Genomic DNA, 19,368 nt, shown 5'->3' with positions numbered 1-19,368 from the left:
TCAGGATGAAAACGACCCTTGCAGGAGCAGTGGACACCTATCCCTCACGTTCTTGACTTCATTGAATATTGGCGTCCAGACTGCTTTCTTGCCTATATATCTATTAAAGTTAATAAATGCCTTATTAAGTCCGATAAGCCGCATTAATCCGCACGTAATCATAGGTTAAATCACAGCCCCAGGCCGTAGCCTGATGTGTTCCCATATGAAGATCGACATGGATCTCTACCAGATCGCCCTTTAAATACTCGGCAGCCCGCTCCTCATCGAATTTCACGGGTCGCGATTGCTCAAGCACCGATATGTCGCCAATGCGTATATCGACCGTCTCCGTGTTGATCGGCTGACCGGCTCGGCCGGCGGCTGCAATAATCCGTCCCCAGTTCGCATCGGCCCCGAAACAGGCAGACTTGACGAGGCTCGATCCCACGATGGTCTTGGCGATAGCCCGCGCCGCCTCTATCGAGGCCGCTCCGTTCACCTGCACCTCGACCAGCTTGGTCGCTCCTTCTCCGTCCCGGGCAATTGCCTTCGCCAAATATTCGCTCACATGCCGGAAGCCTGCCGCGAAGGCTTCCCAGTCCGGATGGCCCGGCGCCAGCTTTGCACTGCCGGACAATCCGCTTGCCATGGCCACGACCATGTCGTTCGTGCTCGTATCCCCGTCCACCGTAATCATGTTGAACGTAGAATCCGTCACCCCGCTGAGCAGCTTCTGCAATGGATCCGCATCGATATTCGCATCGGTCGTAATAAACCCGAGCATCGTGGCCATGTTCGGATGTATCATCCCCGAACCTTTAGCCGCTCCGGCGATATAAACCGGACGTCCATCCACTGTAACCTTGACGCAGATCATCTTCTGAACCAGATCGGTCGTCAGAATGGCCTGGCAGAAATCGTCGCTGCCGTCAAGCTTTACCCGCTCCGGAAGTCGGGCGATGCCCGCACCCAATTTATCCATCGGCAGCAGCTCGCCGATAACGCCGGTGGAGGCGACCCCGACAAGATGCTCCTCCACGCCGAACGCTTGGGCCGCGGCCGCACGCATAGTTCGGGCATCCTCTTCTCCTTGCTTGCCCGTGCATGCGTTAGCGTTACCGCTGTTGACAACGACAGCCTGCAGCTTGCCTCCGGCAGCCAGGCTCTCCCGGGTTACCTTAAGCGGTGCCGCCTGAAAAGCGTTAAGCGTGTAAACCGCGGCCGCAGCCGCCGGTACCTCGCAAACGACCGCACCCAAGTCGTAGCGTTCCACCTTCTTCAGCCCGCAATGAAGGCCGCCTGCCCGAAAACCCGCGGGCGTCGTCAGGCCGCCGTCGGGCACGACAGTAAATTGCTCATGATCATTCATTCTGGTTCACCTTTCCTCATCATTACGGGTAGACCGGAGTAAATTCCAAACCGGTAGTCTCATCCCAACCCATCATCAGATTCAAATTTTGAATCGCTTGCCCGGCAGCGCCCTTAACCAGGTTGTCAATGACAGAAACGATCGTCACCCGGCCCGTACGCTCGTCTACGGAAAATCCGATATCGCAATAATTGGAGCCCCATACCTCTTTAGTTGCGGGCCATTGGCCGGATGGACGAATTCGGACAAACGGCCGGCCTTTATAATATTCGCGATACAAGTCGATGAACTCCTCATCGCTTTTGGAATCCGTCAACTGGGCATACATCGTGCTGAGAATCCCTCTAGTCATTGGAACCAGGTGGGTAGTGAATGTCGTCAGCACTTCCTTGCCGGCAATCTGGCTTAACACCTGCTCAATCTCAGGCGTATGCTGGTGCCGGTTCACCTTGTAGGCCAGGAAATTCTCGTTCATTTCCGAATAATGGAACGATTGGCTTAACCCCCTGCCTGCACCGGATACACCCGATTTAGCGTCAACTATAATCGTCGAAGGATCAATCCAGCCGGCATTCACGGCCGGGATCAGACCCAACAGGGTGGCCGTCGGGTAGCAGCCCGGGTTCGAAATAAAATCGGCATCGCGGCATTGTTCACCGAACACTTCGGCCAGACCGTAAACCGCCTTCGCCAAGTAGACCTCATCCGCCGCTTTGCGCTTATAATACTTTTCATAGACAGCCGGCGACTTCAAACGGAAATCCCCGGACAGGTCAATAACCTTCAGCCCTGCATCCAGCAGCTGGGGAACAAGCTCGGCACTTACTCCGTGCGGTGTCGCCGCGAACACAACATCCGCCTTCTGCTTGATTAAAGGAATATCAACGGCATCCAAATGATCTACTATAATTTCTCTTAAATGGGGAAACCCGTCAGACAGCGGTTTTCCCGCACTCGATGAAGATATAACCGATGTAATCTCCACATTGGGATGCCTTAACAAAAAACGAATCAGCTCCACCCCGCCATATCCGGTGGAACCAATAATGGCCGCTCTTATCGATGAATTCATAATCTAAGCCCCTCCTCCATGCAACCAAGGATAAACGGCTACTGCCGTCCTTTTGACAATCGCGTTTACCGATGAAATTATAAGAACAAGTATAAGGTGAAACTTATACTTTCTTATATTTGAATAAAAAAACTTATGTATTATTATACGTCCTGTGGTATAAAAATTCAATCAGCTATTTTATCGACCCTTCTATTTTACATATTTAGCCGTTCACTTTAAACCCTTCTCCCAAAACTTCCTTAGTGTCGCTGATGATGACAAATGCATTCGGGTCTACCGTCTTGACAATGGTCTTTAACCGCGAGACTTCAGATTGATTCAAGACGACCATGAGGACCATTCTCTCATCACCCGTATAGCCCCCCAGCCCCTGCAGCTTGGTCAAGCCACGGTCTAGGTCGACCAGCACCGCCTGGGATAGACTGTCGGCTTCCTTAGATATAATGAAGGCTACTTTAGAGAAATTAAAGCCCGATTGGATAAGGTCGATCGTTTTACTCGTGACGTACAGTCCGATCAAGGCATACAGAGCCTTCTCGGGAGAAAAAACAAGGCCGGCCGTCAATATTACCAGTCCATCCAGCAAAGCCACGGCTACTCCCAGGCTGAGGCCTGTATAACGGTGAATTAGTTGGGAAGCCAGCGCCAATCCTCCTGTCGATCCCCTGGCCCTGAAGACGACCCCCAATCCGATCCCCGTCAGAATCCCTCCGTATAAGGACGCCAGCAGCACGTTATCTGTCGGAGAAGGCATTCCTTCCGTCAGAAGCACGAATAAGGGAAACGCTACCGTGCCGATTGCGGTTTTAATGGCGAAATCCCGACCCAGAAATTTAAAGCCCGCGACAAAAAGCAGGACATTAAGGGTCCATTGGATGAAAGCCGGCTTGATGCCCGTTACATGCTGAACGATAGTCGATATTCCCGCAACCCCGCCGGAAGCGACCTGATTCGGGTTCAGAAACACATTAAAGCTAAGAGCCATAATGAAAGCACCGATGAACAGCAGTACGTATTCTGTTATCAGCGAAGGAGCGGAAAGAGCCGGGGATTTGAATCTATCTCTATTTTTATTTGACCCCCCGCTTCTTTCCATCCCTCCCCCCTGATTTCCTTCTCTGTTGTTGTCATTGTCCCTGCTCAACAGTCCCACCTCTTTATAAATCGCTTAAGACAGCTCTTTCGCATCTGCATAAAAACATCCTACACATTTCATTTATGTGTAGGATGTTACATAGATGTTAAGTTTATGTCGATTCCCGATCCGGTTTCTTGTCAATCTGATGGCGAAGATAAGCATCGATCAGAAAATCGATTTCTCCGTCCATGACTGCTCCAATGTTTCCGGATTCCGCTTGGGTCCTGTGATCCTTAACCATACTGTATGGGTGGAAAACGTAGGAACGAATCTGGCTTCCCCAGCCGATCTCCCGCTGCTCTCCACGAATTTCCGCCAAATGCTGACGTTGTTCCTCAATTTTCTTCTCGTAAAGCTTGGAGCGAAGAATTTTCATCGCACGTTCCCTATTCTTGATCTGGGACCGTTCCGTCTGGCAGGTTACCACGATTCCAGTAGGCAAGTGGGTAATCCGGACCGCGGAATCGGTTGTATTGACGTGCTGGCCTCCGGCCCCGCTGGAGCGGTACGTATCGATCTTCAGCTCCTCCGGGCGGATCCCCACCTCTACATCATCATCGATTTCCGGAACGACGTCGCAGGATACGAAAGAAGTATGCCTTCTTCCCGACGCGTCAAAAGGCGAAATCCGGACCAGACGGTGAACTCCCTTCTCGGCCTTCAGATACCCATAAGCATTGTAGCCCTTAATCAGCAGAGTGACGCTCTTCACCCCAGCCTCGTCTCCAGGCAGATAATCCAGTACCTCGACCTTAAAGTTGTGCTTCTCCGCCCATCTCCTATACATCCGGAGCAGCAGCTCCGCCCAATCCTGGGATTCGGTGCCGCCGGCCCCCGGATGAAGCTCGAGAATAGCGTTCATCCGGTCGTAAGGCTCATTGAGCAGAAGCTGAAGCTCATAGTTCTGAAGCTTCTCCTCAAGTTGAGCAACGCCGGCCTCGAGTTCCTCGAGCATGCCCTCATCGTTTTCCTCTTCGGCCAGCATCATCATAACTTCCAGGTCTTCGTATTCTTTGGACAGAGCTTCGAATTCGGCCACCACATCCTTGACCGCATTGAGCTCGGCGATCAGCTTCTGAGCACGCTCATTATCGTCCCAGAAATCGGGAGCGCTCATCTTTTCCTCGAAATCGGCAATCTGTTCATGCTTGTAATCTAAGTCAAAGAGACCCCCGTAATTCAAGTATTCGCCTTGCCATTTCTTTCAAGCTATGCTTCCAACTGCTGTCGATCATAGCATACACCTCTTTCATATTAGTCATCGTGGTTATTGGGGTATCCATGGAGCTGATACCGGGCTGTTCAGTGTCTGGATAGTTTATGCTGACGAAATTCGCTTACTTGCCGCAGCATTGCTTATATTTCTTCCCGCTTCCGCAAGGACAAGCATCGTTGCGGCCGATTTTATCCTCTTTCTTAACCACAGGCCGCTTAGCTTGAGGCTCACCGCTCGGATTGACCGCCTGACCTTCAGCCACGGCCTTTCTTTCGAGGTTCGTCTCGACGTGAGCTTTCATTATATAAGTAGCAACTTCTTCCTGAATGCTCTCGATCATTTGTTGGAACATTTCGAACCCTTCGAATTGATACTCTCTCAGCGGGTCTGTTCCGCCGTAGGCTCTGAGGTGAATTCCTTGGCGAAGCTGGTCCATCGCGTCGATATGGTCCATCCACTTGCTATCCACGGCCCGAAGCACAACGACCTTCTCAAACTCGCGCATATATTCTTGGCCAATTTCCTGTTCTCTTTCCTCGTACTGCTCGAGAACCTTGGCTTTAATATACTCAATGATTTCTTCCTTCTCTTTGCCCCACAGCTCATCTGCGGTAAGCGTTCCTTCTTTGAGGAAGGTGGCGTTGGCATAATCGGCAACGGCCTGCAAATCCCATTCTTCGGGAACCTGGTCGCCCGGACAATGTGCTTCGACTATTCTCTCGATGACCGGGTAGATCATATTCAGAGTAATCTCACGGATATTCTCCGATTCGAGCACTTCCCGGCGCTGCTTATAGATAATATTCCGCTGTTGGTTCATGACGTCGTCATACTGCAGGACGATCTTGCGCACATCGAAGTTGTTGCCTTCCACGCGTTTCTGCGCAGATTCGATAGCCTTCGTAATGAGGCGGCTTTCGATTTCCTGATCTTCCTCGAACCCGAGCCGGTCCATCATTCCCATAATATTCTCTGCACCGAAACGGCGCATCAATTCATCCTCGAGTGACAGGAAGAACTGAGAGGAGCCTGGGTCTCCCTGACGTCCGGAACGTCCACGAAGCTGGTTATCAATCCTGCGGCTCTCGTGTCTTTCCGTACCTATAATATGCAGACCGCCAAGCTCGGCTACTCCTTCCCCGAGCAAGATGTCGGTTCCGCGTCCCGCCATGTTGGTGGCAATCGTTACGGCGCCGGGTTGACCGGCCCGAGAGACGATTTCCGCTTCTTCCGCATGATATTTCGCGTTCAGAACCTTGTGAGGCACGCCCTTCTTCTTAAGCATATCCGACAGGCGCTCGGAATTCTCGATCGATACGGTACCTACGAGCACAGGCTGCTTATTCTTGTGCCGCTCTACTATTTGATCCACCACTGCCCTAAATTTGCTGTTGATGGATTTATAGACTACGTCCGGCATATCTTTACGAATCATCGGACGATTTGTCGGGACAACAATAACATCAAGGCCGTAAATTTTCTTGAATTCCTCTTCTTCCGTCTTGGCCGTACCGGTCATTCCCGCCAGCTTCTGATACATGCGGAAATAGTTCTGGAAGGTTATAGTCGCCAGGGTCATGCTTTCATTCTGAACCTTAAGCTTCTCCTTCGCTTCAATAGCCTGGTGGAGGCCTTCGCTATAGCGTCGGCCAGTCATAAGGCGCCCTGTAAACTCATCAACAATAACAACTTCATCGTCTTGAACGACGTAGTCGATATCTCTCTTCATTATTACATGTGCTTTCAAAGCTTGCGTGACATGGTGGTTGAGCGTGACATTCTGATGGTCAAACAGGTTTTCGATGCCGAAGGCTCTTTCCGCCTTGGCTACGCCCTCTTCGGTCAAAGTAACGGAACGCATCTTGATATCTACGGTGTAGTCCTCTTCCGCCTTCAGTCCGCTTACAAACCGGTCAGCTGCATAATACAGATCTGTCGATTTGGCCGCCTGCCCCGAGATGATCAGAGGGGTCCGGGCTTCGTCAATCAAGATTGAATCGACCTCATCGATGATGGCAAAATTCAATGGACGCTGGACCATCTGTTCCTTATACAGAACCATGTTATCGCGGAGATAATCGAAGCCGAATTCGTTGTTCGTCCCGTAAGTAATATCACAGGCATAAGCCGCCTGCTTCTGAGCATGGTCCATATTATTGAGGTTAAGCCCGACGGTCATACCCAGGAAGGTATAAATTTTGCCCATTTCCTCACAACCAACGGTCGCCAAATAATCGTTGACGGTAACCAGATGGACTCCTTTACCGGACAGAGCATTAAGATAAACCGGCAGGGTAGCCACCAATGTCTTCCCTTCCCCGGTCTTCATCTCCGCTATGCGTCCTTCGTGCAGAACCATGCCTCCAATTAACTGGACGTCAAAATGCCGCTTGCCCAAAGTTCTCTTGGAAGCCTCCCGCACGGTCGCATAAGCTTCAGGAAGCAGGTCATCCAGCGTTTCCCCTTTATCCAGCCGCTCTTTGAACTCGTCGGTCTTGGCCCGCAGCTGTTCATCGGACAGCACCTCGAACTTAGGCTCCATCTGATTAATCTGTTCTACGGTCTTGAGCATTCTTTTTATTTCACGTTCGTTTGAATCGCCAAATATTTTCTTAACAAGTCCTAGCATGGGTTTGCCCCTTTCAACAGTGAAAATTCACAAAAGACAAGTATACAGAAATTGTAACAGTTTGCTCTTAAAGCCGCAACAACAGGAAAGAAAAGGGGCCGCCATTACATAATGACTGCATAGGAAGACCGGATGTAATAAGGCCCTTGTCCTGAATATTTCCTGGATATGGTATATCAAAAAAAGCCCGATCCGTCATAAGAGGACCAGGCATTGGGAAAACGGTTATCTGGCAGGTTCGATCAACCCGTAGGTGCCGTCTTGGCGCCGATAGACTACATTTACATTCTCGGAGTCGTCCGAGTTGGAGAAGACGAAGAAGCTGTGGCCAATCATGTTCATCTGGAGAATGGCTTCCTCCACATTCATCGGCTTCAAAGTAAAACGCTTAGTACGAACGAGTTCAAATTCCTCTTCTTCCTGTGCAACCGCTTGAGTTTCGGAATCCTCGATAAAATAGTTCTTCATTCCGCTTTCTTGGCGGAGCTTACGGTTTACTCTAGTTTTATACTTGCGGATTTGTCGTTCCAGCTTGTCCACGACCAGGTCGATGGAAGCATACATGTCACTTCCCCGGACCTCAGCCCTTAACAATACGCCGGTTAGAGGGATCGTTACTTCCACGTTTTGCTTGTCTTTGACCACACTCAAGGTCACATTGGCCTCAGAAGCGACGGGTTGCTCAAAATACCTTTCGAGCCTGTCCAGCTTCTTCTGAACATATTCCCTTAATGCATTGGTCACTTCAATATTCTTGCCGCGAATGTTATATTTCATGGTAACAACTCCTCCCTTCTAATTCCTATTATAATCCATTTTACGCCATACTTCAAAGCATAAGAACACGAAAAAACCCCGGGATGTCCGGGGTAGAAATAGCTTCCAAAGTAACCTTCTATATGAGATATCGGCAGACAACCGGATAAATTACAGTTTGGTTACGTTAGCTGCTTGAGGCCCACGAGCGCCTTCTACAATATCAAATTCTACGGCTTGTCCTTCGTCCAAGGATTTGAAGCCTTCTTGTTGAATTGCTGAGAAATGTACGAATACGTCCCCGCCCTCTTCTGTTTCAATGAAACCGTATCCTTTTTCTGCGTTAAACCATTTTACTTTACCTTGCATTCGAAACATTCCCTTCTTATTCAATTGAATGTGAAACGCATTCACACCTTGACTATACCACCCGTTTCAAGAGATTGTCAATAATATACAATTAAGGACAATTATCAGAAAATACACAATTCACATTTCATTAACGTTTTTATACACAGGCTGAAAACTTATTTTCATTAGTTATTCACAAAGTTATACACATTATCCACAGGCTTGGGATAACCGGCTGTGTGTATATCTTGGTCTTGTTGTGCTGAATTTCGCAAAAAAATAACCGCCGGATATCTCCAACGGTATACTTTAAATGGTTATTTTTTCTGGTCGAAAAACACGCTGTCATAAGGGCCAACTGACTCATATCCGACCTTTTGCTGCCTTCCAATGGAAATTTTGGATAAGCCTTCATTTGCTTCCTGTCTTATTTCCTCCATCTTGGCAATAATGATTGAATCGTACTTTAGGAGGCTTTGGATCTGCACACGATAAGGATTTATGGATATTTGGGAAAAAGGAATGGATTGAAGCTTCGCAATAATTTCGCCTCTCCGCTGCACGAAATCTTCTAATTGTTCATAAGTAACACCATCTAAATTATCCACAATGCCTTTCGTCAATTTTTCCAAATTAGCAATTAAATTTTCCATGAGTCTGCCCTCAAGAAACAGTGGAAAGCTTGGAAGCCTGCACCCAAGTCTCTCTCAATTCTATTAAATAGCCCATCACTTCTTCAATCGGTTCAATCTCCTTCTTCATATTGGCTTCAACTAATCGATGAAGAAAATAATCATAGAGTCTAAGCAAATCTTCAGAAAAAGACGTATTCTTATCCAATGTAGCGGCAAACTCTGAAATGATATCCTGAGCTTTGCGTAAATTCTGATGAGCGTTGGACATATCGTTAACTTTAATAGCCTCTATAGCTGCTCTACAGAACCGTATAGCCCCGTCACATAACATGATTAGCAGTTGAGCGGGTGTTGCTGTCTGAATTGATGTTTCCAAATATTTGTTTCTGTTCGCCTGCGCTTGATACATTTTGTAAACCTCCAGTCTAGCGATAGAAACTATCTTCTCTCATCTACAATTAACCCAGCCAATTCCCATATTTTTGCAATAAAGTCCAGTGTCTTTTCCGGAGGAATTTCCCTAATTGTGTCACCTGTTTCATTATCCAAAACTTTAACCATGATTTGGTTGGTCTTCTCATGAACCGAGACTTCCAACGAAGTAGGCCTTCCCTGCATAGATTTGATTGCCCGATCAATAGCAAGTATCAGCTGTTCGTCACTGATGGAGATTTTTTCTCCATTCATCTCTGCCATCTTTAATTGCTTGAGTGTCTTTATTGAAGATAACATTCGCTCTGAAATGCTTTGGGAAGTGGAGGGAGAGATAATCCTCTCCACCACGCCATTCCCAATCTTATCATGGATTGGCAAATTCGCGTTCATTGTATTCCTCCGTTTCCTGAACATAACTTAATAGTTGGGTATTAACCGCCAAATTGTTGTGCAAGCCAAGCACTTTGACTATTCATTTGGTTTATCGCCTTTTCCATCGCCGTAAACTGTCGATAATATCTTTCTTCGACGCTTAACAGACGTTTGGACATCTCTTTTAATTTGTCCTCAATGTTACGAATATCTTTACTTAAAAAACTGTTGTCGGTTAAATTGTCAGCTGTTCCTGCTTTTTTAGTCAAATGCTCCAAAGAAGCTTTCAATACGTTGTTTAACCGCGTTGCAAACCCGTCTCCCACTGTGGACTTAGTTCCATCATCGGAAGTGAATAGTCTGGTGACCTCCTCTGGGCGCTCCACAATCGCCTGGCGTAGCTTTTCTTCATCCAGATGAAGCTTTCCGTTCTCACGGTAATCCCCTGTGGTGATACCTATTTCTTTCAGAATGGAAAGCTCTCCTTGTTTTCCTTTGAACGGTTCGGCCAAAGCTAGTCTCATCTCGCTCATAACCGTTCTCAATAGAGGATCGCTCTGAAGCAGTCCGCTCTTGGCCTTTTCCTCCCATCGTTCAATATCTTTTTCTTTCATGGCTTCTTTTTCTTCATCGGATAGCGGGTGATAGTCACGATATTTCTTCTCTGTTAATTTCCCGTGGACCAGATCAACCAATTCATTGTATTTCTCTACGAAGGTTTTAATCTTGTCTACTACGGCATCGGTGTTATGAGTCACCGAAATATTAATTGGCTGCTCTCCTGAACTCTGGGCCTTTTTGGCTGTAAAAGTCATTCCGTTAATGGTAAAGACGTTGGTGGAAAACTCGAAGGTATCATCACTGCCATTGTACTTTACTATTGCATTTTTCCCGGTGGCTTCCGCTGAATTACCGTCAGATAATTGCAAACGCTGCAGCACATCTGAATCGCTGGTCAGCTCAATTTTAGAATCACTACCGGTTTTACTTGATGTAAAAAACAATCGCTCCAGAGTAGCATCGTAATTTAGCTTTACTCCTGTCTTCCCTGCTTGACTGTTGACCTTGTCCAATAAATTAGCTATATTATCCGTGTCATTAACTTTAATTTCAACATCATTAATCTTGAAACTACCTTCTCCATTAAACCCTAAATCTTTTAATGTAGTTGAATAGTCCACTTTTCCATCTTGAGCATCTTGTTTTTTAAGTTGCTTAGACGTAAGGGAAGCAGAGGTCGCCAGTTGTTCAATAAATATACTATAGCTCCCATTGTCTACCGATTTTCCGGTTACCGAAACAACACTTTCGTCGGAAGACTGAAGCTTGGGAACATTAAAGGTCTTGTTAAGCGTCATATCGAACGCCAAGTTTCGAAACTCCAGCAGTTTACTGTTAATTTCACGATAAGCCGATCTCTGCCAATCCAAGGTTTGTTTCTTCTGATTCAACTTCTCGTAAGGCATCCGTTCCGCTTTCATCAATTCCTTGACCATCATATCGATGTCCATACCCGTGGCTAACCCGCCGACTCTCATTACCAAAACTATCACCTTCTTTTAATATTTCAATATATAATCCGTAATTTTATACAACTTATCTTTTTTATCGGAAGCTTCAATAAAAAAAATGAGATTTTGTATGATTTTTTATTGGAAGATCACAATAAACGCATTAGAATGGGAATATGTGTTCGTGTTTATTGAGGAGAGGGGATTATTGCTTTTATGAACAATCCATTAAATCTTTCAATTGGCCAGCACAATATACTTATTGCAAGCATTATTGGGGATGGGGAAATCAGTAAACTATATCCTATTCAAGAAGAAATGCGAGTTATCGTGAACATTATGGAGAGGGGCAGAGGAAATACCGGGAATGGAAGCAATCATTGATGGGGGAGTGGAGGTTCCAGCAAGAACAATGGATCCTGTCTAATCAATACCCCGGTTACGACATTATTGCTTCCTCTTCTGAGAGAAACAAAAAATATGAATCCTGGGAAATTGAAACGATGATTTTTGCCAAAAAAGACGGCGTAGCAGACAAGATTATTGCGGAGAGACTAGGCCGAACCTACTGGTCGGTAGTCTATAAACTTGCAGAGTTAAAAAAAGCTCCTAACGGAGCCTTTTCGAAGACGAATAACCCGGTTTTAAAGGTAGCTTTATATGCCAATTAGAAAGTTGTTCCCATTTTAATGCTTTAATGAACTTAAACTTTCTAATGTGGTAAGAAAGAGTGGCCGCTTGGAATAGCGGCCACTCTTGGAATGTATAAATTAACGAAGAAGTTGCAGAACACCTTGAGGCTGTTGGTTTGCTTGCCGCGCATCAATGTCTTTCGAGCATTGCGTAGACTATATCTTCACCCTCATCCATATACTCTGGGTAAGGGGCTGGGCACTTCGAATGGCCTGTCAAAAAGCCACCCTACGGATTTCATCACCATAGCCTTGGCCTTAGGTGGTCTACCCTAGTCGTTGAACCTTCTCCATTCTTTCGAAACAGGAGCTTGGCTGCTGATTATCCAATCCGCTTGCTTGTTCATCGTTCACGTTTACCGTTTCCGGTTCCGCTGTCGAGAAGCGGCTCTTAGGAAGTTCCAGCAATTCACCCAGTCATTCTCTTGGCCGTTGCCCGCCAAGACGCCCTTGAATAGATTACCTTAGGAGTTGAAGCACTCCTTGAGGCAGGCTATTCGCTTGAGCCAACATAGCTTGTGCTGCTTGAGTCAGGATGTTGTTCTTCGTGAACTCCATCATCTCTTTCGCCATATCTACGTCGCGGATACGGGATTCGGCAGCTGCCAAGTTCTCAGCAGTTGCCCCCAGGTTGTTGATGGTGTGCTCTAAGCGGTTTTGGTTAGCACCCAGCTTGGAACGCTCTTCGGATACTTTATTCAGAGCGTTGTTGATCGTAGTGATCGCTTTGTCTGCAGCTGCTTGGGTGGAGATATCTACACCAATAGTATCATCAACCTTACTAGCATCTGATTTAATAACTGTAATGTTGCTCGGGGCTGCAGAAAGTTGATTATCTAGGTCTGTTGCTGTTTCATCCGCTCTGATAATTATTGGAGCACCAGATGCTTTAAGCGCAGCTATTACTTCAGCCTTCGTTGCAGTGATAGTACCTGCACCGGAAGCATCTCCTGCTGCTTGGGCTAAAGTAACGGTAATCTTATTAGTTTCTTTATCATATACAACAGTAGTGGAGTCAACTGCTTCATTATCAGCATCAGTTGCAGCAACAAACTCAATTGTAATGTCATTAGCAGCATCTCTACTATTAATTATAGCAGAAATATCAGTTGCAGTTTGATCGGATCCCACTTTTCCCGCAATACCCAATTCCCTATTACCCATATTATTAATGCTCAATTTAATATTTTGACCTGAGTTAGCACCAATGTGGAAGATTTTGTCGGAAAAAGTACCATCCAACACTTTCTGGTTGTTGAACTCGGTATCGGTGGAGATCCGCTTGATTTCTTTGGAAAGCTCGTCAATTTCTGCTTGCAGCTTCTGACGGTCTACACCTTCGTTGGTATCTGTGGCTGCTTGAACGGCCAGTTCACGCATACGTTGCAGAGCTGCGTGAGTTTCAGTCAAAGCGCCTTCAGCCGTTTGAATCAAGGAAATTCCGTCTTGAGCGTTCTTGGAAGCCATTTGCAGACCGCGAATTTGTCCACGCATTTTTTCAGAGATTGCCAGACCGGCAGCGTCATCCCCAGCACGGTTGATACGGTAACCGGAAGACAGCTTCTCCAGGTTTTTAGCAGAGTTGCTTGTGTTCACACCCAATTGACGGTGAGTGTTCAGAGCAGAAATGTTGTGATTGATAATCATTGAGTTCTTCCTCCTTGAAATTTGTATAGTCCACATCCATGTGGTCGCTTTCTCCATCAGGTCGGCCGCACCTGACAGAAATAGCTTCTATACATATTTATCGTTAGTTGGAAGGTTTTCATGAAGGAGTCAAAAACCGCAAATTTGCCCTTAATCTCTCAATTTTCGATATTTTACGCATCCATTGTCCTATATACCTGCCTTTATCTGCTCAATCCTCCTTTTTTCATCAGATTTTTTATCTGCCCAATCGAAATCCTGCTATCAACCGCTTCCCTATTCGATTCTTTGATGTTGAGATACACTTCTTTACGATAGATATTGATTGCTTTAGGCGCGCTAATGCCGAGCTTGATCTGTTCCCCCTCTATTCCAATGACCGTTAATTCAATATCATCCCCCAGCATGATTGATTCTCCCGGTTTGCGAGTCAACACTAACATGGCTTAGCCCTCCCCCATCTCATCTTTATTACGAATCAAAGCATGCTTAGGCTTATAGGCTGAATCATGAAGAATCACTTGTTTGCCTAGCTTTTGAGCGGTATTGATGACGAGAGGGGCCTGCAAATTAATAGTAGCCGATTCCAACTGTTCCCGAACAGAGATAATAGCTGCGACCTGAACGACCTTCTCATCCTCAATTTCCAACTCCTCTCTAGTACTCTCGGGGAGTTCGAAGGAATACTCCGGATAGAACATGAAAGGATCTGCGATGATAAACGATATATTTCCATCTTCCACCGATTGCAAATAGGAAAAAGGAATTTGTTCATCCGGCTGAAGTATAACGAATTGACGTAAGTGTTCAAAACCAGGAAGCCCTTGTTTGAAATATATAAGTTGATCTTCCTGAATCTCTAATTCACCTAATCTTACAGTTGATAGTTTCATAGCTTCTCACTCTCCCGATTGCATTAAAGTAAAAAAACAAAAAAGCTATAGACCATTTCTCATCTATAGCTCATTATAACGGATTATTTCAACAAATCGATTTGCGGAGGAATTATTTCTACCGATGCGTATTGCCGCATATAAATATCCAGCTTGCCGCGGGTATACTCAATCTCCGGAAGATTCACGCGGGCTTGTATATTTAAAGAGCCTTCTTTTACTTGAATATCGGGTTTATATACCTTATATTCCATCTTCACCATCGGATAGCTGGCAGGCGCCCGTACCTCGACACCTACCTCTTGAAACATGCGTTCTTGGGCAATTTCCGCAAAGGCGTTGCCCTCGAGATGAATGGCTGCCATCCGATTTCCGTCCTCTACTATACGAGCTAACCCTTGCAAAGCAATTTCCTTCGACTGGGAATAAATTCGTTGATTCAACTCAAGAATGTTATCCAACCCCATAGATGCCCATATTCCGCTTTGATCTATGAACAACTCTCCTTGACGAGTCTCGATTTCCCATTTAGCCGGGGTCGTCTCGATCTCCATATCTGCCCTGTGTTGTCTGATCGACATACTTCCCCGGCTTGTTTCTACCCCAATCTTCGCAAATTGTTGACGAATCTCAATCGAAGGGAAAGGAAGCATCATCTATCCCTCTCCTCATCTTAAGAAGTCTACAAGTGTTGGAGTAATAATTTTCGCTCCGACGGACAAGGATGCCTGATAAATGCTTTCATTAATTTTCGATTGAATGAGCAATTCATGATAGTTGGCATCCTCTACCTTCGATTGCATCGTTTCCAGATTAATCTCCAGATCCTTCAATCGACTTTCTATCAGCTCAACCCGGTTCATTCTGGCTCCTACTTCAGCGTGCATGGATAAAATTTGGTCCAGCCTGGAATCAATCTTGTCCAAGGCATTTCCTATATCCTCAACTTCCCCATTCTCTAAGGAGATTAATAGCTGATCAATGATTTGAAATGCATTATCCTCTGCTCCCGGCTCACCAAAAATATCATTCCCCGACAGATTAATCGAAACTTGAACCTTGGTACCGAGTTCCAATGGAATCAATGTCGCATCTGTTACGTCGTTTGCTGCATTGTCAGACGTATACGGTGGCTGATCGGTAAGCTGCCCATTAAACACGTATTTGCCGTTCAATCGACTGTTGGCAATATCTAGTAATTGCTCTCGGAGCTCCTTAATCTCTTTATGGATCGCATCACGAGCCTCATCCGGATTCGAATCTGTTGATGCGTTCACGGTCAGTTCTTTCAAACGATGGAAGATGCCCTCTGTCTGACTAAGCAATGAGTCGGTATGCTCGAGCCATGAATTAGTCATGCTTACGTTCCCCTTATACTGCTCATTGGTGGACAGCTCACTCCGGTATCTCAAGCCATAGGTGATTCCTACCGGGTCGTCAGACGGTCGGTTGATTTTCATGCCGCTGTTCATTTGTTCCTGCAGCTTCTGCATCCGGCCCAGGTTCCGATTCAGGTCGCGCATGAGCTGAGTATTCATCATGCCTTGTGTAATTCTCAAGGACATTCCATTCCCTCCTTCATCTCAAACTGTTATCTGCCAACGACTCCCATGCCGTTGATCACCTTGTCCAACATCTCGTCGAAAGCCGTCATCATCCGCGCTGCGGCCGTATAAGCATGCTGGAAACGAATCATGTCGCCCAGTTCTTCATCAATGGATACCCCGCTGACAGATTGCCGGCCCCCATCAATCTGGGCCACCTTCGAAATCTGGTTATCCAGGTAACGGTTCGCTTCCTGGGCTTGAACACCCAATTGCCCTACAATGGAGCGATAATGTTCGTCTATCGAACCGGAAGAGGCATTGGCCCCCGTCCCGAATTGAAAAGAGGCGTCCCGCAAGCCGCTCATCAACAGAGCCAGAGTATTATTCCCCTTGACCACTTTCTCGCTTCCGCCTGATGTATCCGTCCGCAGGGAGGAGGCGATCTTCTCGGGGTTAGCGGCAATATCCGGATTGAGCTGAAAGCTCTCCGCTGTAATCGGCCCGCCATCCTTGGAGGTGAAGAAATCCCCGCCCGCCTGAATCGGGTCTCCCAGCGTATAGCCAAGCTTGTGCAAGCCGTTAAGTCCGTTGACGACAATCTTCATCCCGCCCGGACCAATCTCCCTGTTGGCTCCGGTCAGAGTAACCGGCTGCACCGTACCGTCCGGCATGACTCGATTGACGGTTGTATTATTCGGCAGCACGGATCCTTCAGGCAGAGTGATGGTGACCTCTCCGTTTGCAATCGTATTGGCCAGTTGATTCAGTTGATTCAAATAGTCGGCAACATACCGGTCCCGGGAAACAATCATCCCGTGAACCTCTCCGCCGTTCAGCGCTCCGGAGGTGAAAGCCGCTTCCAAATTGGCCGCAGTTGTCGGAGTCACATTGTTGTATTGAACCAAATTAGCCCCGGCCAAATCAATGGTATACCCTTGAGGGCCGTCCTGAACCTGAATGTTGGCAATCTGCGCCAATTGGTCGGTCAGTAAATCTCTCTGATCCCGCAAGTCATTGGCATTATGACCCAGCCCCTCGATCCTCTGAATCTCCCGGTTCAAGCTCGCAATGCCCTCAGCCAGAGAATTGATCTCGGTCACTCTTACTTCAATGCTGCTCGTTAAATCCGCATGAAGATCTTTAAGCTGCTTGCTGGCAAAATTAAAGGCATCCGCGAGCGCAATCGCCGATTCCTTAACCAGCTTGCGTCCGGTCGGATTCTCCGGATCCTTGGCCAGGTCGTTCCACGATTTCCAGAACTTGTCGATCACCGTTCTTAGTCCGGTATCGGATGGCTCGTTAACGACCCCCTCGAGCTTGCTTAATGCATCCGCCCGTATGGACCAGCTTCCGAAGTGTTTGACCTCATTGCGGAATTGGTCGTCCAGAAATTGGTTTCGCACCCGGGTAATCGAATCAAACTCCACCCCGGTCCCCAACTGTCCCGGAATGTTCGTCCGCTGCATTCCTACCGGCTCCAACGGCAGGGATGTCCTCATATTGACCACTTGTCTGGAATAACCGGGGGTATTTACATTCGCCACATTATGCCCGGTTGTAGACAGTGCAGTCTGGTGAGTAAATAAACTTCTGCGGATCGTCTCCAGATTATGAAAAGTAGATCTCACGTTGATGGCTGCCTCCTTTACGCTCTCGTGTCAAAAAGCCCGGATCTCTGTATTTTAGACGCTGTTTGATCGGGATGCCGATAGGACCAGTCTTCCTCGGAACCCGACATCACATCGATGGAAAATTCAATGAAGGCCAAAGATTGCTTCACCAGCTCCTGATTCGCTTCATTAAGCTGCTTAAGCTGGTGCAGTGTGTCTACAAGTCTCCCCTGGGCCTCCAGCAGAGCACCCTTCTCCTCCGCATTAAATATAAGCTTGGCTATTTCGGCTACCGTAATCCGATCACTCGGCTTATATCCCTTGGACAACAGAAAATCGTTCGTTACCACCGCTCTCTGCTGTTCAAGCTGACCGATCTGTTTAATCAACTTGTTCTCGTTATGAACCAATTGGTTGAGGGCGGCGACATCATTCCGAATGAGGGCTTGCTTCTTCTGTTCACCGGATTCCAGAAGCAGGGCATGAATTTCGTCCAGCTTGTTCAATACATGAACTAACTGCTTTATTGCCATAAGGTTCACCTGATCTCCATAAAGCTTTATTTAATATAAGGATAGAGCTTCTCCGCTATCTTGCCTGCTTCCACATGGTACGTCCCGGTAGATACGGCGTTCTTAAGATCCTCCACCTTCTTCTTCCTGGCTTCGCTGACCTCCGATGAGGCCGGCTCGGTCCTGGAGCTTAAGAGCTCCTTCGCTTCAGGTGAAATCTGAACTTCATCCTTCGGCTTGCCCTTCTTGCCCGCTTGTATTTGGGCATAGGCGTTCTGATTCCTCTGATAAGGATTGATCGCTCCTATGCGCTGTATATCGTTAATTTTCATAATCTCACCTCATTTGCAAATAAAAAAAGCCGATAAACCCTTCACCCTCTTTATCGGCACGAAATACTTCATAGTTTAGATTTATTTAAAACGGTTCTTGAGCCGATCCTGTATGTTAAATCCCATCCCTGCCTCCTTGTCTTCGTTCTCCTTCTCTTCCGCCAGTGTATGCTGAATGTCCTTCACCAGCCTTCTACGGCAGGAGTCGCACATCGTATGTTCGCGGATCATCGTTCCGCATACCTCGCAAGGATAAGACATGTTAGGCATATTATGAATCGATATCCGGCCTTCCTTGATAAACCTGATTATTTGTTTATAAGGGACTTCCGTAGCCTCATGCAGCTCCTGTAAATTGGCCTTCCGGTTCTCCCTTAAATAGTGATAGCAAGTCTCATACTGCTTTTCAATTTCTTTGATGCATGACGGACATACGTCTTTATAATTTTTCACATAGACTTTGCCACAGCGGGGACAATTATCAACGTTCAATCCCAATGAAGCAACCTCCCATCCTCAACGACCCTTCCCTTACTCTCTGTTCCCGATATCACATCGATCGGATCAAGTTTTCTCTAAATCAGCTTCGCTTAAGCTGATTTTCTTTATATATAGTTTATCGGCTTTTAACGTCTTTGTATAGCTTTTCGTATATACTACGATAAA

General features: G+C 46.8%; 21 protein-coding genes. 1 reads left to right on the top strand and 20 read right to left on the bottom strand.

Annotated elements, in window-relative coordinates; translation table 11 throughout:
- Nucleotides 1-124: 124 nt before the first annotated feature.
- The 11 genes from argJ to ACTHRH_RS06075 all read right to left on the bottom strand — a co-directional run bounded on the left by argJ (nt 125) and on the right by ACTHRH_RS06075 (nt 11,496).
- A complete protein-coding gene (gene argJ, locus ACTHRH_RS06125) occupies nt 125-1,351 on the bottom strand; it encodes a bifunctional glutamate N-acetyltransferase/amino-acid acetyltransferase ArgJ (RefSeq protein ID WP_440414580.1) in 1,227 nt (408 codons plus the stop codon).
- 22 nt (nt 1,352-1,373) lie between these two features.
- Nucleotides 1,374-2,423, bottom strand: coding sequence for an N-acetyl-gamma-glutamyl-phosphate reductase (gene argC / locus ACTHRH_RS06120; RefSeq protein WP_144934251.1), 1,050 nt, complete (start codon nt 2,421-2,423; stop codon nt 1,374-1,376).
- A gap of 205 nt (nt 2,424-2,628) precedes the next feature.
- Entirely contained in the window at nt 2,629-3,522 is an 894-nt protein-coding gene (locus tag ACTHRH_RS06115) for a YitT family protein (protein ID WP_440414627.1), read from the bottom strand.
- 151 nt (nt 3,523-3,673) lie between these two features.
- Nucleotides 3,674-4,799 (bottom strand): peptide chain release factor 2 gene (gene prfB, locus ACTHRH_RS06110; protein ID WP_144934253.1). Its coding sequence is split into 2 segments (ribosomal slippage): nt 3,674-4,726 and nt 4,728-4,799, totalling 1,125 coding nucleotides; the frame shifts between segments, so codons are not numbered across the junction.
- Between the two features lie 102 nt (nt 4,800-4,901).
- Entirely contained in the window at nt 4,902-7,409 is a 2,508-nt protein-coding gene (secA, locus tag ACTHRH_RS06105) for a preprotein translocase subunit SecA (RefSeq protein ID WP_440414577.1), read from the bottom strand.
- 225 nt (nt 7,410-7,634) lie between these two features.
- On the bottom strand, nt 7,635-8,186 hold the full coding sequence (gene hpf / locus ACTHRH_RS06100; RefSeq protein WP_144934257.1) for a ribosome hibernation-promoting factor, HPF/YfiA family: 552 nt from the start codon (nt 8,184-8,186) through the stop codon (nt 7,635-7,637).
- 150 nt (nt 8,187-8,336) lie between these two features.
- Complete coding sequence (locus tag ACTHRH_RS06095) at nt 8,337-8,534, bottom strand: cold shock domain-containing protein (RefSeq protein WP_144934259.1); 198 nt, start codon at nt 8,532-8,534, stop codon at nt 8,337-8,339.
- Nucleotides 8,535-8,833: 299 nt separating this feature from the next.
- Entirely contained in the window at nt 8,834-9,169 is a 336-nt protein-coding gene (locus tag ACTHRH_RS06090) for a hypothetical protein (RefSeq protein ID WP_440414574.1), read from the bottom strand.
- 10 nt (nt 9,170-9,179) lie between these two features.
- Complete coding sequence (fliS, locus tag ACTHRH_RS06085) at nt 9,180-9,560, bottom strand: flagellar export chaperone FliS (RefSeq protein ID WP_440414572.1); 381 nt, start codon at nt 9,558-9,560, stop codon at nt 9,180-9,182.
- A 29-nt stretch (nt 9,561-9,589) separates the two neighbouring features.
- Nucleotides 9,590-9,976, bottom strand: a complete 387-nt coding sequence (locus ACTHRH_RS06080) for a flagellar protein FlaG (protein WP_440414570.1) — start codon at nt 9,974-9,976, stop codon at nt 9,590-9,592.
- Between the two features lie 41 nt (nt 9,977-10,017).
- Entirely contained in the window at nt 10,018-11,496 is a 1,479-nt protein-coding gene (locus tag ACTHRH_RS06075; RefSeq protein WP_440414625.1) for a flagellar hook-associated protein 2, read from the bottom strand.
- A 356-nt stretch (nt 11,497-11,852) separates the two neighbouring features.
- Here ACTHRH_RS06075 and ACTHRH_RS06070 point away from each other — a divergent pair, with 356 nt between their 5' ends.
- Entirely contained in the window at nt 11,853-12,140 is a 288-nt protein-coding gene (locus ACTHRH_RS06070; protein ID WP_440414568.1) for a hypothetical protein, read from the top strand.
- Between the two features lie 480 nt (nt 12,141-12,620).
- On the opposite strand, the gene ACTHRH_RS06065 is transcribed toward ACTHRH_RS06070, so the two are convergent.
- The 9 genes from ACTHRH_RS06065 to ACTHRH_RS06025 form a co-directional block, all read right to left on the bottom strand.
- Nucleotides 12,621-13,808 (bottom strand): flagellin N-terminal helical domain-containing protein, encoded by a 1,188-nt coding sequence (locus tag ACTHRH_RS06065; RefSeq protein WP_440414566.1) that lies wholly within the window; start codon nt 13,806-13,808, stop codon nt 12,621-12,623.
- A 203-nt stretch (nt 13,809-14,011) separates the two neighbouring features.
- Nucleotides 14,012-14,251 carry a carbon storage regulator CsrA gene (csrA, locus tag ACTHRH_RS06060; protein ID WP_150959392.1) on the bottom strand — a complete coding sequence of 80 codons (240 nt, stop codon included), beginning with the start codon at nt 14,249-14,251 and terminating at the stop codon, nt 14,012-14,014.
- Nucleotides 14,252-14,254: 3 nt separating this feature from the next.
- Nucleotides 14,255-14,701, bottom strand: a complete 447-nt coding sequence (fliW, locus tag ACTHRH_RS06055; RefSeq protein ID WP_150959391.1) for a flagellar assembly protein FliW — start codon at nt 14,699-14,701, stop codon at nt 14,255-14,257.
- 83 nt (nt 14,702-14,784) lie between these two features.
- Nucleotides 14,785-15,357, bottom strand: coding sequence for a DUF6470 family protein (locus tag ACTHRH_RS06050; RefSeq protein WP_150959390.1), 573 nt, complete (start codon nt 15,355-15,357; stop codon nt 14,785-14,787).
- 12 nt (nt 15,358-15,369) lie between these two features.
- Nucleotides 15,370-16,266, bottom strand: a complete 897-nt coding sequence (gene flgL, locus ACTHRH_RS06045) for a flagellar hook-associated protein FlgL (RefSeq protein WP_150959389.1) — start codon at nt 16,264-16,266, stop codon at nt 15,370-15,372.
- A gap of 26 nt (nt 16,267-16,292) precedes the next feature.
- A complete protein-coding gene (flgK, locus tag ACTHRH_RS06040; RefSeq protein WP_440414562.1) occupies nt 16,293-17,876 on the bottom strand; it encodes a flagellar hook-associated protein FlgK in 1,584 nt (527 codons plus the stop codon).
- Between the two features lie 17 nt (nt 17,877-17,893).
- The gene (locus tag ACTHRH_RS06035; RefSeq protein WP_144934279.1) at nt 17,894-18,391 is read right to left on the bottom strand and encodes a flagellar protein FlgN; all 498 of its coding nucleotides are present in this window, start codon (nt 18,389-18,391) and stop codon (nt 17,894-17,896) included.
- A gap of 26 nt (nt 18,392-18,417) precedes the next feature.
- Nucleotides 18,418-18,702, bottom strand: coding sequence for a flagellar biosynthesis anti-sigma factor FlgM (gene flgM / locus ACTHRH_RS06030; RefSeq protein WP_144934281.1), 285 nt, complete (start codon nt 18,700-18,702; stop codon nt 18,418-18,420).
- 81 nt (nt 18,703-18,783) lie between these two features.
- Nucleotides 18,784-19,200, bottom strand: a complete 417-nt coding sequence (locus tag ACTHRH_RS06025) for a TIGR03826 family flagellar region protein (RefSeq protein ID WP_144934283.1) — start codon at nt 19,198-19,200, stop codon at nt 18,784-18,786.
- Nucleotides 19,201-19,368 lie beyond the last annotated feature (168 nt).

The sequence above is a fragment of the Paenibacillus sp. SAFN-117 genome, assembly GCF_051966115.1.
GTDB classification, from domain to species: domain Bacteria; phylum Bacillota; class Bacilli; order Paenibacillales; family NBRC-103111; genus Paenibacillus_L; species Paenibacillus_L residui.
Note: the sequence above shows the minus strand (reverse complement) of the source record. Positions and strands in the feature narration are given on the sequence as shown.

Excerpts from the sequence above, each read along its gene's own strand:
- argJ (WP_440414580.1), bottom strand. The coding sequence starts at position 1,351 with ATGAATGATCATGAGCAATTTACTGTCGTGCCCGACGGCGGCCTGACG.
- argC (WP_144934251.1), bottom strand. The coding sequence starts at position 2,423 with ATGAATTCATCGATAAGAGCGGCCATTATTGGTTCCACCGGATATGGC.
- ACTHRH_RS06115 (WP_440414627.1), bottom strand. The coding sequence starts at position 3,522 with ATGGAAAGAAGCGGGGGGTCAAATAAAAATAGAGATAGATTCAAATCC.
- secA (WP_440414577.1), bottom strand. The coding sequence starts at position 7,409 with ATGCTAGGACTTGTTAAGAAAATATTTGGCGATTCAAACGAACGTGAA.
- hpf (WP_144934257.1), bottom strand. The coding sequence starts at position 8,186 with ATGAAATATAACATTCGCGGCAAGAATATTGAAGTGACCAATGCATTA.
- ACTHRH_RS06095 (WP_144934259.1), bottom strand. The coding sequence starts at position 8,534 with ATGCAAGGTAAAGTAAAATGGTTTAACGCAGAAAAAGGATACGGTTTC.
- ACTHRH_RS06090 (WP_440414574.1), bottom strand. The coding sequence starts at position 9,169 with ATGGAAAATTTAATTGCTAATTTGGAAAAATTGACGAAAGGCATTGTG.
- fliS (WP_440414572.1), bottom strand. The coding sequence starts at position 9,560 with ATGTATCAAGCGCAGGCGAACAGAAACAAATATTTGGAAACATCAATT.
- ACTHRH_RS06080 (WP_440414570.1), bottom strand. The coding sequence starts at position 9,976 with ATGAACGCGAATTTGCCAATCCATGATAAGATTGGGAATGGCGTGGTG.
- ACTHRH_RS06075 (WP_440414625.1), bottom strand. The coding sequence starts at position 11,496 with ATGAGAGTCGGCGGGTTAGCCACGGGTATGGACATCGATATGATGGTC.
- ACTHRH_RS06070 (WP_440414568.1), top strand. The coding sequence starts at position 11,853 with ATGGGGGAGTGGAGGTTCCAGCAAGAACAATGGATCCTGTCTAATCAA.
- ACTHRH_RS06065 (WP_440414566.1), bottom strand. The coding sequence starts at position 13,808 with ATGATTATCAATCACAACATTTCTGCTCTGAACACTCACCGTCAATTG.
- csrA (WP_150959392.1), bottom strand. The coding sequence starts at position 14,251 with ATGTTAGTGTTGACTCGCAAACCGGGAGAATCAATCATGCTGGGGGAT.
- fliW (WP_150959391.1), bottom strand. The coding sequence starts at position 14,701 with ATGAAACTATCAACTGTAAGATTAGGTGAATTAGAGATTCAGGAAGAT.
- ACTHRH_RS06050 (WP_150959390.1), bottom strand. The coding sequence starts at position 15,357 with ATGATGCTTCCTTTCCCTTCGATTGAGATTCGTCAACAATTTGCGAAG.
- flgL (WP_150959389.1), bottom strand. The coding sequence starts at position 16,266 with ATGTCCTTGAGAATTACACAAGGCATGATGAATACTCAGCTCATGCGC.
- ACTHRH_RS06035 (WP_144934279.1), bottom strand. The coding sequence starts at position 18,391 with ATGGCAATAAAGCAGTTAGTTCATGTATTGAACAAGCTGGACGAAATT.
- flgM (WP_144934281.1), bottom strand. The coding sequence starts at position 18,702 with ATGAAAATTAACGATATACAGCGCATAGGAGCGATCAATCCTTATCAG.